Source organism: Actinocrinis sp. (assembly GCF_035653575.1).
In the GTDB taxonomy this organism is placed as follows: domain Bacteria; phylum Actinomycetota; class Actinomycetes; order Streptomycetales; family Catenulisporaceae; genus Actinocrinis.
This window is the reverse complement of sequence record NZ_DASRBQ010000127.1, coordinates 34,517-47,384: the sequence shown is the minus strand read 5'-3', so window position 1 is coordinate 47,384 and position 12,868 is coordinate 34,517. Positions and strand designations below refer to the sequence as shown.

Sequence of the window (12,868 nt, the reverse complement as noted above, 5' to 3'; positions counted from 1 at the left end):
GGCGCGGGACCGTGGTGAGCAGGTCGCTCGGGTCGTGGCCCACGATGAGCAGCGTGCCGCCTGGGGCCACGGCCGCCGCGAGATTGCGGTAGACCGATTCGCGCGCGGCGCGGGGCATGTGCATGTAGTGCGATGTAACGAGGTCGTAGGTGCCTTGGATCGGGGTCAGCGCGAGGTCGGCGTGCAGCCACGTGATGTCCAGGCCGCGTTTGCGCGCTAGCTCCTGCGCGCGCTGGAGGGCCACGTTGGAGATGTCCGCCGCGGTGACCTTCCAACCATGCGATGCCAGCCAGACCGCGTCACCGCCCTCGCCTGCGCCGGCGTCGAATGCGGTACCAGGCGTCAGATTCGCGACCTCTGTGACGAGCGCCGGATTCGGTTCACCGCTCCAATGGTGCTTGTGGCCATGGGTTTGATACCGCTCGTCCCAGGCGCTCTCGCTGTGTTCGCGACCCGCCTCGACTGCGCGCTTGACGTCCTCCATGACCAGGTCCGCGTTGATCGCCGCACCGGCCGTCAGACCGGATGCCGCGGACGAGATGACCTGCGCCTGTACCGCGGCGAGGTTTCCGGCGACCCAGACTCCGGGCACGCTCGTCGCTCCGGCCGGGTTCGCCTCGATCTGAGTGCCGATCACTTCGCCGGCCATCTGGACCTCGGTCGGTGTCAGGCCGAGCGACTCGGCCAGCTCGGTCCGGGCAGTGAACCGCGGCGCGACGACGAGAGCGTCGAGGGCTACGTGGGTGCCGTCTGTGAGCCGGACTCCGGTCAGACCGCCGTCGCCGGACTCCACTTGCGTGACCTGGCCCTCGACGACCGTGACGCCGAGCACGCGCAACTGCTCGCGGTTCTCGTCGGTCAGGGGTGGCGCGGTGTGTTGGAGCAGCGTCACGCGAGCGCTGAGTTGCCGGAACAGCAGCACCTGGTGCATGACCGCCGGGCTGGTCGCGAGCACGCCGATGCGCTGATCGCGAACCTCCCAGCCATGGCAGTAGGGGCAGTGCAGCACGTCAATTCCCCAGCGCTCAGCCAGGCCCGGGATGTCCGGCAGCTCATCGCGCAAGCCGGTCGCCAGGAGCAGGCGCCGCGCCGTGACGGTTTGGTCGCCGATCTCGACGCGGAAGCGCTCGCCCTCCCGGCTTACCGCGGTGACCCGGCCGCTTTCGACGTGGCCGCCGTACCGGACGACCTCGTCCCGGCCGAGCGCGAGGATCTGCGCCGGTGGCGTGCCGTCTCGCGTCAGGAAGTTGTGCACGTGGCCCGCCGGGGCGTTGCGTGGCTCCCCCGAGTCGATCACGAGGACCGACCGGCGGGAGCGGGCCAGCGCGACCGCGGCGCTTAGCCCGGCCGCGCCGCCGCCGACCACGACCACCTCGTAGGCCTCGTGCGCTTCGTCGAACTTCTCGTCAGTGTGCTCATGCCGCTCGTCCATGTATTCACCATCGGCCGACCGCGCCGACTTGACAAATTTCTTTGCCGAAAGAGCAATGGAACCTATGACGAACGACGATCCCGTGCTCGATGCGATCGGCCCGCGGCTGCGGGAGCTGCGCCGCCAGCGCGGCTTGACGCTCAGCGGCCTGTCGGCGGACACCGGCATCTCCGTCAGCACGCTCTCCCGGCTCGAGTCCGGCGGCCGGAAACCGACGCTCGAACTGCTGCTCGCCCTGGGACGCGCCTATCAGGTGCCGCTCGACGAACTCGTCGGCATGCCGGAACAGGGCGACCCGAGGGTGCACGGCAAGCCGGTGCAGCTGCACGGCCGCACGCTGATCCCGCTCAACCACCGGCCCGGCGGCCTGCGCGCGTACAAGATGCTGCTGCCGGCCCACGACCCCGAGCGCGACCAGGCCAGCCACGAGGGCTACGAGTGGATGTACGTGCTGTCCGGCCAGGTCCGGCTGCGCCTCGCGGACCTGGATTTCATCATGAAGGAGGGCGAGGTCGCCGAGTTCGACACGCACACCCCGCACTGGTTCGGCAGCGCCGGCGGGGCGCCCGCCGAGTTGCTGACCCTCTTCGGGCCGCAGGGCGAGCGGATGCACGTACGCGCCCGGCCGCGATCGCGCAAAGCCGATTCGTAAGACCCGAACTGCCTCTGAGCGCTTATCGTGGCTGGGGTATCCATGTGACGCGAGGAGAAGCCGTGACAGTGGTCGATCAACCGCGGCAACTGGTGCGGTACGGATCACCGGCGGGTCGATGGGTGCTGTTTGCCACTGTGCTCGGTTCGGCGCTGACTTTCATCGACGCGACCGTGGTGAACATCGCGCTCCCGCACATCGGGCGCGAGTTCCATGCCGGGGCGGCGGCGCTGCAGTGGACGGTCAACGGATACACACTCAGCCTCGCGTCGCTGATCCTGCTCGGCGGCTCGCTCGGGGACCGTTTCGGGCGCCGCAGAGTGTTCGTCACGGGTGTGATCTGGTTCGCCGCGGCCTCTTTGCTGTGCGGTCTCGCGCCCGACGTCCAAGTGCTGATTGCGGCCCGGGTGGTGCAGGGGATCGGCGGCGCGCTGCTGACGCCGGGGTCGCTGGCGATCCTCGAGGCCTCATTCCATCCGGACGACCGAGGCCGCGCGATCGGAGCGTGGTCGGGCCTCGGCGGGATCGCGGGCGCGCTGGGGCCTTTCCTCGGCGGCTGGCTGGTGCAGGTTTCCACCTGGCGCCTGGTCTTCCTGATCAACGCGCCGCTGGCCGCGGCGGTCGTGGCGGTCGCCCTCCGGCGCATCCCCGAGTCGCGTGATCCGCGTGCGGCCCGGAGCCTCGACGTGCCGGGTGTCGTGCTGGCCGCGGCCGCGCTCGGCGGGTTGACGTACGGGTTCACCGCGTGGCCGACGAACGGTCCGGGCTCGACCGGTGTGGCCACGTCGCTGAGCGTCGGCGTGGCAGCGCTCATCGGGTTCGTGTTCACGGAGCGGCGCTCGGCGCATCCGATGCTGCCGCTCGACGTGTTCCGATCCCGGGCCTTCACCGCGGCGAATCTGGCCACCTTCGCTGTCTACGCGGCGCTGGGCGGAGTGTTCTTCCTGGTCGTGCTGAATCTTCAGGTGGTCGCGGGATACAGCGCGCTGGCCGCCGGTACCGCGATGCTGCCGATCACGGTGTTGATGCTGCTGCTCTCGGCTCGATCCGGCGCGCTGGCGCAGCGGATCGGGCCGCGCTTGCCGATGACTTTCGGGCCGCTGGTGTGCGCGGCGGCGATGCTGCTGTTCTCGCGCATCGGTCCGCACGCGTTCTATCCGGCGACGGTGCTACCGGCCGTGATCGTGCTCGGACTGGGCACCTCGCTGAACGTCGCGCCGCTGACCGCCACCGCACTGGGCTCGCTCGACGAGAGCCGCGCCGGGATCGCCAGCGGGGTGAACAATGCGGTCGCGCGGGCGGCCGGACTGCTCGCGGTAGCGGTACTGCCGCTGGCCGCCGGGTTGGGCACAGGCAGCCTGACCAACCCGGCGACGTTGGCGCCGGTTTATCGCACCTCGATGTACATCTGCGCGGGGTTGCTCGTCGTAGGATCTATCATCGCCGCGGTAGCGATTCCGACGCGGTTGACGCGGCCCCAGGAGCAGCAGAAGCGTGAGATGCATTGCGCGATCGCCGGACCGCCGCTGCGAGCCGACCGCAACGCGTAACGCTCGATCGGCGGCCTGCCGTGCTCAGGCTGATCAGAATGCCGCGCGGATGCCGCCGACCACCGAGCCGCCGCCGAGCAGAGGCAAGGTCCCCAGCTGATCGAGGACCTCGGACCGAACGTCGAGCCTGCGCAGCGCTTCGGCGAGTATGACCGGCTTGGCGCGCTTCGAGCCGTCGGAAATCTTGAAGGCGAGGGCGCGACCGTCAGGCAGTGCGGCGGCGTGTACGGCCTCTGCGCCGCTCTTCGAGAGCAGACCGCTTACCGCGCGCATCGCCAGGGTGTCGAGCTGCTGCGTTCCCGCGACATACTCGGGATGGGTACGCATAGCGTCAGCAACCTTACGTGCGTTGGTTCCGGAGGGCGCCGTAACGCACGCGCGGAATGCCGATGCCAGGCCGACGAGGGAAAGACCGAGCAACGGGGCGCCGCATCCGTCTACCGCGTCGTACGCGATCTGTTCGCCTGCGAGCCTTTCGATCGCGTCGCGGATGATGCGCTGGGCCGGGTGCGCGGGGTCGAGGTATCCCGCGACGTCCCATCTGTTGCGTACGCAGACCGCGAGCATCGCGGCGTGCTTGCCCGAACAGTCGGAGTAGATCGGCCGTGGGGCGCTGCCCGCGAACAGTTCGGCATGCCGGGCGTCGTCGTCGAGGGGCAGGCTCGGCGGGGTACGCAGCGCTGATTCGTCGAGGCCGACTCCGGCGAGGATCTTGCGTACTCCGTCCACATGGAAAGGCTCGCCCGCGTGGCTGGCCGCGGCGAGCGCCAGCTCCGCGCCGGTCAGGTCGAGTCCGGCGTCGAGCAGGCCGGTGGCCTGCATCGGCTTGTTCGAGGAGCGGGGCAGGATCGGCGCCTGCACGTCTCCCACGGCGAGCCGGATCGAGCCGTCCGCGTCGAGCAGAACCAGGCGGCCGCGGTGGGCGCCCTCGATGAAGCCGGAGCGGACGATCTCGGCGAGGACCGGCTCGGCGGGGAAGGTGGAGGGAACGGGGCCGGCCGGGGTGGGGCCGGTGGAAGCGTTCGAGGAGCCGATCGGGGTGGGATCGGCCGGGTCGGTGCTGGCCATCATCATCGGGATGCAGGGTCTCCGCTCTCGGTGTCGGCGAGGCGGCTGCCGGACGGGGCCGGCGACGGCCGGCTAGTCCGCGGCGAGCAGATCGTCGATGGCCGCCTCGCCCTCACGGTACCGGCGAGCCAGGTCCGCGGCACAGGCGTCGGCAACCCCTTGTACTCTGCGTCGCAGATCAGACACCTCGCGCTCACAGACCGAGAGCGCGGCGGCGGTATCCCGGAGGGTGCGCTCCGAGCAGGCGGCCAGGTCGGGCAGGGCGAGCTCGCGCAGCCTGGCCTCCATTGCCGCCCGGTACTCGCCGATCGCGGCCTCGCCGCCGAGGCCCAGATGCCGGGCGGAGGCGATTCGGCTGGACGGCGCGTCGGCGAGGATCTCGGCCAGCCGCGCCACCAGCGGGCTCTGGTCGCCGCCCGCGCGCCGGGCGCATTCCGCGGCGATTATGTCGAGCCGGCCGTGCAGGACCCGCCGAAGGTATGAGAGATCGCTCTCCTCGGCGCTCGCCTCCGCGCGACGTTCCCGCAGCACGGACACCGGAAGGGACGGCAGGTCGGCGATGAACGCGCGGCCGAGCACGCGGTCGATGCGCCGCTGCGGGCTCGCAGCCGCGGTGCCGGCGCTGGGACCGTTGGCGCCGGTGGATTCGGTCGGTGTCGGTTCGCTCATCGCACCCCCATGGAGTTGGGGGTGACAACTCCCCCGGGTCGACGGTCCGGGCCCGGCGGCCGGACCTGTGGTGAGACTTGCCTGAATCGTCGCACGCTGGCCCGACGGATGACTCCCTGGACCGCAACTGTCACCCGGTCGGATGAGCGATATCGAGCGTTGAGAGGGTATATGACCCCACTTGGCCGTCCTGTCGACGTCCTGGCTACGTCCTTCCAGGGTCCGGCTTGTTCTCCGGTCGTCGCCCGGTCATTCGTCCTATCGTCCGCGCAGGCGTTCGCGTGCGTTACCGCCCGCCTCCGGGGAAACGATGATCTCTTGACCGGCGGCCACCCCACCTGCAGTGAGTTGCGCGTCGACCGGAACGGTCCGCTTGACCAGCGCGAGCGCGATCGGGCCGAGTTCGTAGTGCCGGGCGCTTGAGGTCACCATGCCGACCGCGCGGCCGTCGAGCTCGACCGGATCGCCGTGTGCCGGAAGGTGCTCGGGGGTGCCGTCGAGGTGGAGGAAGACCAAGCGGCGCGGCGGGTGGCCAAGGTTCTCCACCCGCGCCACGGTTTCCTGGCCCCGGTAGCAGCCCTTGTCCAGATGGACGGCGGTGCTGATCCAGTCCAGTTCGTGCGGGATGGCGCGCTCGTCGGTCTCGAGCCCGGCGCGCGGCCGGTGCGCGGCGATTCGTAGCGCCTCGTAAGCCCACGTACCGGCAGGGTGCGAGTGTGTCGCGGCGTAGTCGCTGAGAGCGGCGCGCGGGAGGAAGAGATCCCGGCCCTGTGTGGCCTCGCCCAGCTGGATCGGGCCACGTACGAGCGCACCTGCGGGTACCGGACCAGACGCGTCAGCCTCGTAGACGACCGCGTAGTCGGCCGTGACATCCTGCGGGTCGACATCGAGGAGGAAGCGCATCTTGGTCAGGAACGCGACCAGCGCAGGCGCCGCGCCGGGTTCGACATGCGCCCAGGTCGCCTCGCCGTCGTCGACGACGTAGAGGGCGTGCTCCACCCGGCCCTGCGGGTCGAGCAGCAGCGCCTCGGTAGGCGTGTTCGGGGCCAGTTCGGTCAGGTGCTGGGTCAGCAGCGAGTGCAGCCAGCTGAGCCGCTCCTTGCCGCCGATGCGGACCACGCCGCGGTGTGACAGGTCGACGAATCCTGAGCCCTCGACGAGCGTGCGCTGCTCGGCGTGCGGATTGCCGTAGTGCGCGGCGACGCCTTCATCCGGCGACTCGGCTGGTACCGCACCGGGCAGATCGAGCAGCGGGCTGCGGTACCCGGTCGTGCCTGCTGCTGCGTCGACTGCGGAAGCGGAACTCTCGGGGCTGGGCATATCTTCGGCAACCTCGCTCTTGAAAGGGCTATTCCGACCTGCCGCCGGTTCGCGCCGCACAGTCGGCGCAGCGGCCGAAGATGGCGAAGTGCGCGACGTCGATCTCGAACCCCTGCTCCGTACGCAACTTTTCGACCAGCGGATCGGCCACATCAGGCTGCGCCTCGGTGACCCGGCCGCAGACGCGGCAGACCAGGTGCAAGTGCTGCTGTTCGGCGGCTGCGTGATAGATGGGGGCACCGTGCCCGAGGTGGGTGTGCGTAACGAACCCGAGTTCCTCAAGCAGTTCGAGGGTGCGGTACACGGTCGAGAGGTTGACGGAGCTCGCGGTGCGCTGGACTTCGGCACAGATGGCATCGGGCGTGGCGTGTTCGAGGCCGGAGACCGCGCTGAGCACGAGCTGACGTGCCGGAGTCAGCCGGTATCCCTTGGCCCGTAGCTGCTTCGTCAGGTCGGACTGCTCCATCGTGCTGCCCACGTATCGAGTTTACGGCGCGGCTCGCGCACCGACCGAACGCGCGAAACGCGGACGCGCTAAGCCCGGACCCGCTTGAGCTGTGCGGCCAGGTGGTTCTGGCGTTCCTTACCCATCGCGGCCATGTCGAAGGTCCAGTACAGGTCGCCATTGACCAGGCCGTAGAGCCGATGGCCGCCGGTGTACTCCTTCGCCGTCGCGGTGCGCGCTACCGCGTCCGTGCTCAGCTCGATCTTGCCGTTGTCGATCGCGCCATGCCAGATCTCGACGAAGCCGGTCGGGTGGGCTAGCACGACCTCGAGGGTGTTGTCCGGCTGCGGCCGCCAGTAGCCGTGCTCACGGGCCAGCGGGCGCACCTTCTCGCCGTTCTCGTCGATCAGCCAGGAGCGGGACTCGTAGTCGAGGAAGGTCTTGCCGGGGACGTAGGAAAAGGTGATCTCCTGCCCGAAGCGGAAGTCCTCGATGGTGGGGTACTGGCCGAGTCCGACGCCGGCCCAGTCGCCGATCAGGAAGGCGACTGGAAGCAGGGCTGGGTCGAGGTCGGCGGGGATCTCGAAAGGCATCGCGCGGTTCTCGGCTCTGTGCGGTCTGGATCGGCGGCCGGTTAGCGGGTCTGGCCCTTGAACAGCTTCACCACGACGAACCCGGCGAACCAGGTGACGAGCAGGAAGACCACCACGAGCAGGGCGGTGAAGAAGGTCTCCACGGTGGACGCTCCGGGTGCGTAACGGCGGCGGTGGCTGCGCGGGCGCAATCATTCGTCATGCGGCGCGGCCACCTGGACGGCTTCAGTCTATGGGCGCCGCGGATGGACCGCTGACGCGACCGGATGTGAGTCTCGCTACGCTCAACGCTCATGGCGAAAAAGCTGGTCATCAAGCTCACCGCGGGCGAGGACGCGCCGGAGCGGTGCTCGCAGGCTTTCACGGTGGCCGCGGTCGGGGTGGCCTCGGGCGCACAGGTCTCGCTGTGGCTCACCGGGGAATCCGCGTGGTTCGCGTTGCCCGGCCGCGCGGCGCAGTTCGAGTTACCGCACTCCGCTCCGCTGGAGGAGCTTCTCACTGCGGTACTTCAAGGCGGCACGGTGACGCTCTGCACGCAGTGCGCAGCACGGCGGGACATCACCGAAGACGACGTGCGCCCCGGCGTACGGATCGCCGGGGCGCAGCTGTTCGTGCAGGAGGTGCTGGGAGACGACGTACAGGCGCTCGTCTACTGACGCAGCCGTGCGCGCGCCGTCCGTCTCCCCCGCCTGTGTGCGGGCGGGTGGTCAGACCGAGATCAGGACCTCGGCGACCTCGCCCTGCGTGGCGACGACCTTGCGGTCGGCGGTCCCGCCGGGCACCAGAGCACGCAGCGTCCACGAACCGGGGGCCGCGAAGAAGCGGAACGCCCCGGTCGCCGAGGTGGGCACCTCGGCGGTGAACTCGCCGTCCTCGTTGAGGAGGCGCACGTAGCCGGTCACCGGGGTCCCGTCACGCTGGATGGTGCCCTCGATGATGGTTTCCTTCGACACGTCGATCCCCTCCCGGGACAGGCCGCCGGTGGTAGCACCGCACATGGTCTCGTTCCTTCCTCGCTGCCGCTGTCCCCGTGGCTGACTGACCGGCCCTGGGCTCAGGCGCCCAGCTCGATCGGCACGCCGACCAGCGAGCCGTACTCGGTCCACGAGCCGTCGTAGTTCTTCACGTTCTCCTGGCCGAGCAGTTCGTGCAGCACGAACCAGGTGTGCGCCGAGCGCTCGCCGATGCGGCAATAGGCGATGGTGTCCTTGGACAGGTCCACGCCCTCGCCCTGGTAGAGCTCGGTCAGCTCCGCGTCGGACTTGAAGGTGCCGTCGTCGTTGGCCGCCTTCGACCACGGGATGTTCTTGGCGCTCGGCACGTGGCCGGGACGCTGCGACTGCTCCTGCGGCAGGTGCGCCGGGGCGAGCAGCTTGCCGGAGAACTCGTCGGGGGAGCGCACGTCGACCAGGTTCTTCGCCCCGATCGCGGCGACCACCTCGTCGCGGAAGGCTCGGATCGAGGTGTTCTGCGGCTGCGCGGTGTACTGGGTGGCAGCGCGGCTGGGCACCTCCTCGACCAGGTCGCGCGAGTCCAGCTCCCACTTCTTGCGGCCGCCGTCGAGCAGCTTGACGTCCTGGTGGCCGTAGAGCTTGAAGTACCAGTACGCGTACGCGGCGAACCAGTTGTTGTTGCCGCCGTAGAGCACCACGGTGTCGTCGTTGGCGATACCGCGCTGCGAGAGCAGCGCCTCGAACTGCTCCTTGGAGACGAAGTCGCGGCGGACCGGGTCCTGCAGGTCCTTCTTCCAGTCGATCCGGATCGCGTTGCGGATGTGGTTCTTGTCGTAGGCGGCGGTGTCCTCGTCCACTTCGACGACGACCACCTTCGGGTCGTCGAGGTGTGCCTCGACCCAGTCTGCGTCGACCAGGACGTCGGTGCGGCTCATGAGTTCATTCCTCCAGGGCTGGTGTTGCCGGTGCGTGTTGACGCTGATCAGAGGGTTTGCGGGCGGCTCGGGCCGCCGGTTGCTCGGGGTCTCGCCTGGTCGCGGGGCGGCTGGACGGTGTCCGGATGGTGGACGGCGGCGAGCGCGGGTCCGGTTCGGACGGGCTCGAGCCGCGGTCGGCCGGCGCGGGAGCCTTCCGGCTGGGCCGGTCAGGCGCGATTCAGCGGCAACACAGGCAGGCCGCGACGCGGCACAGGTCGACTGCGCGCCGCTTGGTCAGCTCTGCCTGGGGCCTCATGCCGTCGATACTAGGGAGCAGCCGGGTGAGCTGTCATTAACATCTCGGATTCCGAGACAATCGTCTCACGAAACGATAGAACGGCTGCTGACGTCGCAAGTTGCCACCGGCTCCAGTGCCGCTTGAGGCCCCGAAGCCGGGTATGTGTGCGCGGACCGGGGGCTGGTTGCGGGTCGGTTTAGGCCGTTTAGGGGACCGTCAGCGCGGGTGGCTCAGGGTGAGCAGGGTGCTGCCGTCCGGCAGGTCCACCTCGATGGTCGCGATGTGGTCCGGCGCCAGGGAGACCGAGCCCGGGATGGTGAACGACTCCTCGTCGCTGGCCTTCCAGGTTCCGGCCACCATCGGCGTGCCCGTCGTGCTGACCACGACCATGGTGCAGGTGTAGCCGGCGGGCACGTTGTCCATCTTCAGCTGGATGTTCGAGCCCCAGCTGACCGGAGTGACCTCGACGCTCGCGTTGATGCGCTCGTACCCGGGCGAGGAGACGCTCGTGCTCGCGGACCAGGCGCCGGCGACGGCCGCGACCTGCGAGCCGCCGGCCAGCAGCAGACCCAAGCCGGTGCCAACGGCGGCGATCAGGCCCGCAGCGGCGAGTGCGATACGGGTACGCAGGCTGGTACGCGCTGGCCGATAGCCGCGACCGCGATGGTGTGCGTGCTCCACGCCGTGAAGGTGATCCGGCGAACCGGGCCTGGCGGCGCCATCGGCGACCTGCTGCGAGGCGGTTTCCAGGACTCGGCCGAGCACTGCGGGTTCCGGGCGCACCGGTCCGTTGACGGCTTCGGTCTCGGTGACGGAGGCGAGCAGCGGCAGCAGTTCGGTGAGCTCGCCGTACTCGGCCCGGCAGCTCGCGCAGGTGACCAGGTGCCCGGCGACTCGGTCGTTCTCCTCGGGTTCGAGCGCGCCGAGCAGGTATGCCCCGACGGCCTCGCGCAGCCACGGATCACGGGTAGCGGTGCACGGGGGAACACGGTCGCTCACGGTGTGATCCCCCTTTCTTGACAGGCGAGCCTTAGGGCGCGCAGTGCGTAAAACGTGCGGGACTTGACGGTCCCCGGCGGTATGCCGAGCGCGCGTGCCGCCTCATTCACCGTCGCGCGGCGGTAGTACACCTCGATGACGACTGCTCGGTGCTCGGCGCTGAGGGCGGCCAGCGCGTCGGCGAACTCCCAGGCCCGCAGCGCGGCCTCGTACGGGTCGATCCCGTCCTCGGTGCGCTCCGTGTACTCGGTCAGTTCGGTCTCGGTCGGGCGGGCGGCTCGCGAGCGGGCGTCGTCCACGACGAGGTTGTGCGCGACCGTGCACAACCACGCGCGTACCGAGCCGCGGCCCGGTTGGAAGGCCTCGGGCCGCCGCCACGCACGCAGCATCGTTTCCTGAAGCAGGTCCTCGGCTCGTGCCCGATCCCGAGTCAGCTTGAGCAGATAGGCCAGCACGGGACCGGAGTGTTCCGCGTACAGCAGACGCAAAGCCGCCTCGTCTAGGACTTCGGTGCTTGCCGCCATACCGGTATCACGTTTGCTCTGGCCTTTCCGTTCAGCTGAACCGGCGCGAGACCGCATCCGTGTCCAGTGCATGAACAGATCCTCGCGCATGTTGGGTGCCGCCGCTACGGCCTTGGCCCTGGCCGGTGTGGCAGCCTGTTCCAGTTCCAGTGCGGGATCCTCGGGCGCGGGGGCCGGTTCGGCGCCTTCGGCCTCGTCCTCCGCGATGTCCTCGATGCCTTCAGGCGGCGGCAGCGCTCCGGCGGCGACGGCGAACACCATCACCATCATGAGCTTCGCGTTCAACGGGCCGCTGACTGTGTCGCCGGGGGCGCAGGTCACGGTCGTGAACAAGGACTCGGTCATGCACACGGTCACCGCGGATTCGACCGGTGGCTTCGACGTGAGCGTCCCGGCGGGCGGTACCGCAACTTTCACGGCACCGACCGCTCCGGGTTCGTACTCGTTCCACTGCTCCATTCACCCGTCGATGAAGCACGGCACTCTTATCGTGAAGTGAGCGCGGTAAGCAGTCGGGCGGCTGATTAGGGCATCGGCGTCGCGCAGGGGCGATGGCCGCTGATCCGCTTAGCCGTTGTTGTTGTTGACCGTGTTCCCGGTGAGCACCACGTTCTGCCCGGTGGCGGCGATGTCGACACCGGTGGCTGTCACTTGGAGGTCCTTGAGCTGCATGCCGAAGGGCATGCCGCCGATCGGGATCTGCTTGTCGAAGTCGCCGACCTTTAGGCCGAGCGCGGAGAGCGGCGTGTCGAAGCCCATCGTCTTGAGGTCGAGCTTGTTGCCGCCCACCAAGCTCACCTGCACGTCCGCGCTCACACTGATCCCGAGAACGCTGTAAGACGCCTTGACGTGGTTGCCGTTGCCCTGACTCAGGGTGATCTTGCCGAATTCCAGGAGCGAGCTGAGCTTTGCCGCGACCTGGTCGTAGCTCAGCGTGGCCGTGCCGGTGAGCGTGTCCACAGTCGCGCTGTTGTACCCGGACGAGACGTGCACGCCGCGCAGGTCCGCGTGGATGTGCTGGATCGGGAAGCCGTTGGCGTCGTAGTCGTCCAGGTCGACGGTGGCGTGGTCGAAGTGCCGCGAGATGACCTGGGTGAGGAACGGGAAGCCGTCGATCGAGACGGAGGGCTTGGTCTTGAGCTTCTGGCTGGTCTGGATCTTCGAGGCCAGCTGGTTCTCGGTGATCGCGGCGGCGACCCGGTCCGCCCCGATCAGCAGTGCGGCCAGGATGACGAGCGCGATGAGGCAGCCGAGTCCGCGGCGGCGCTGGCGCGGTGCCCGCCGCAGTGCGGAGACCGGGGGCTCGTCCTCGTAGTAGTTGCCGTAGTAGCGGTCTGGCTCCGGGCTCGGCGCGGTCATCTTGTGAGGGTAGCCGCTCGGCGGCACTCGAAACGGGTCTGTGACAAGGCCGTCGAAAAGCGCGCGGCCGCGCCGGTCAGAGTGAGGCG

Annotated in this window: 17 protein-coding genes; 4 read left to right on the top strand and 13 right to left on the bottom strand. The window is 69.2% G+C overall.

All coding sequences use genetic code 11. The annotated features are described in order from the left end of the window. On the bottom strand, positions 1-1,432 hold a 1,432-nt coding region (locus VFA06_RS18620), incomplete at its 3' end, for an FAD-dependent oxidoreductase (protein ID WP_324841890.1). Between the two features lie 55 nt (positions 1,433-1,487). Here VFA06_RS18620 and VFA06_RS18615 point away from each other — a divergent pair. Both VFA06_RS18615 and VFA06_RS18610 read left to right on the top strand, forming a co-directional pair. Next, the gene (locus VFA06_RS18615; RefSeq protein ID WP_414639929.1) at positions 1,488-2,084 is read left to right on the top strand and encodes a helix-turn-helix domain-containing protein; all 597 of its coding nucleotides are present in this window, start codon (positions 1,488-1,490) and stop codon (positions 2,082-2,084) included. 62 nt (positions 2,085-2,146) lie between these two features. Beyond that, the gene (locus VFA06_RS18610) at positions 2,147-3,634 is read left to right on the top strand and encodes an MFS transporter (protein WP_324841888.1); all 1,488 of its coding nucleotides are present in this window, start codon (positions 2,147-2,149) and stop codon (positions 3,632-3,634) included. A gap of 33 nt (positions 3,635-3,667) precedes the next feature. Here the strand turns inward: VFA06_RS18610 and VFA06_RS18605 are convergent, their stop codons facing one another. The 6 genes from VFA06_RS18605 to VFA06_RS18580 form a co-directional block, all read right to left on the bottom strand. Next, a complete protein-coding gene (locus VFA06_RS18605) occupies positions 3,668-4,702 on the bottom strand; it encodes an asparaginase (RefSeq protein ID WP_349260244.1) in 1,035 nt (344 codons plus the stop codon). 72 nt (positions 4,703-4,774) lie between these two features. Continuing rightward, positions 4,775-5,371, bottom strand: coding sequence for an aerial mycelium formation protein (locus VFA06_RS18600; RefSeq protein ID WP_324841886.1), 597 nt, complete (start codon positions 5,369-5,371; stop codon positions 4,775-4,777). A gap of 258 nt (positions 5,372-5,629) precedes the next feature. After that, on the bottom strand, positions 5,630-6,691 hold the full coding sequence (locus tag VFA06_RS18595; protein WP_324841885.1) for a YgfZ/GcvT domain-containing protein: 1,062 nt from the start codon (positions 6,689-6,691) through the stop codon (positions 5,630-5,632). A 28-nt stretch (positions 6,692-6,719) separates the two neighbouring features. Next, a complete protein-coding gene (locus VFA06_RS18590; RefSeq protein WP_349260243.1) occupies positions 6,720-7,157 on the bottom strand; it encodes a Fur family transcriptional regulator in 438 nt (145 codons plus the stop codon). A gap of 68 nt (positions 7,158-7,225) precedes the next feature. Beyond that, entirely contained in the window at positions 7,226-7,729 is a 504-nt protein-coding gene (locus tag VFA06_RS18585; protein WP_324841883.1) for an FABP family protein, read from the bottom strand. A gap of 41 nt (positions 7,730-7,770) precedes the next feature. Next, positions 7,771-7,920, bottom strand: a complete 150-nt coding sequence (locus VFA06_RS18580; protein WP_324841882.1) for a hypothetical protein — start codon at positions 7,918-7,920, stop codon at positions 7,771-7,773. A 102-nt stretch (positions 7,921-8,022) separates the two neighbouring features. On the opposite strand from VFA06_RS18580, the gene VFA06_RS18575 reads away from it, so the two are divergent. Beyond that, positions 8,023-8,385, top strand: a complete 363-nt coding sequence (locus VFA06_RS18575; RefSeq protein ID WP_324841881.1) for a DsrE family protein — start codon at positions 8,023-8,025, stop codon at positions 8,383-8,385. A 51-nt stretch (positions 8,386-8,436) separates the two neighbouring features. Here the strand turns inward: VFA06_RS18575 and VFA06_RS18570 are convergent, their stop codons facing one another. The 5 genes from VFA06_RS18570 to VFA06_RS18555 all read right to left on the bottom strand — a co-directional run bounded on the left by VFA06_RS18570 (position 8,437) and on the right by VFA06_RS18555 (position 11,705). Further along, positions 8,437-8,727 (bottom strand): DUF1416 domain-containing protein, encoded by a 291-nt coding sequence (locus VFA06_RS18570; RefSeq protein WP_324841880.1) that lies wholly within the window; start codon positions 8,725-8,727, stop codon positions 8,437-8,439. Between the two features lie 56 nt (positions 8,728-8,783). Then, a complete protein-coding gene (locus VFA06_RS18565) occupies positions 8,784-9,617 on the bottom strand; it encodes a sulfurtransferase (RefSeq protein ID WP_324841879.1) in 834 nt (277 codons plus the stop codon). A 220-nt stretch (positions 9,618-9,837) separates the two neighbouring features. Continuing rightward, positions 9,838-9,915, bottom strand: coding sequence for an Ms5788A family Cys-rich leader peptide (locus VFA06_RS26120; RefSeq protein WP_369015811.1), 78 nt, complete (start codon positions 9,913-9,915; stop codon positions 9,838-9,840). A gap of 198 nt (positions 9,916-10,113) precedes the next feature. Then, positions 10,114-10,896, bottom strand: a complete 783-nt coding sequence (locus VFA06_RS18560) for a zf-HC2 domain-containing protein (protein ID WP_324841878.1) — start codon at positions 10,894-10,896, stop codon at positions 10,114-10,116. Next, positions 10,893-11,705: a sigma-70 family RNA polymerase sigma factor gene (locus VFA06_RS18555; RefSeq protein ID WP_324841877.1), complete on the bottom strand. Its 813-nt coding sequence runs from the start codon at positions 11,703-11,705 to the stop codon at positions 10,893-10,895. The genes VFA06_RS18560 and VFA06_RS18555 overlap by 4 nt, the downstream gene beginning before the upstream one ends. Here VFA06_RS18555 and VFA06_RS18550 point away from each other — a divergent pair. Further along, positions 11,689-11,919 (top strand): cupredoxin domain-containing protein, encoded by a 231-nt coding sequence (locus VFA06_RS18550; protein ID WP_324841876.1) that lies wholly within the window; start codon positions 11,689-11,691, stop codon positions 11,917-11,919. The genes VFA06_RS18555 and VFA06_RS18550 overlap by 17 nt on opposite strands. A 68-nt stretch (positions 11,920-11,987) precedes the next feature. Here VFA06_RS18550 and VFA06_RS18545 read toward each other — a convergent pair whose 3' ends face one another. Further along, positions 11,988-12,779, bottom strand: a complete 792-nt coding sequence (locus VFA06_RS18545) for a DUF2993 domain-containing protein (protein WP_324841875.1) — start codon at positions 12,777-12,779, stop codon at positions 11,988-11,990. Between the last annotated feature and the right edge of the window lie 89 nt (positions 12,780-12,868).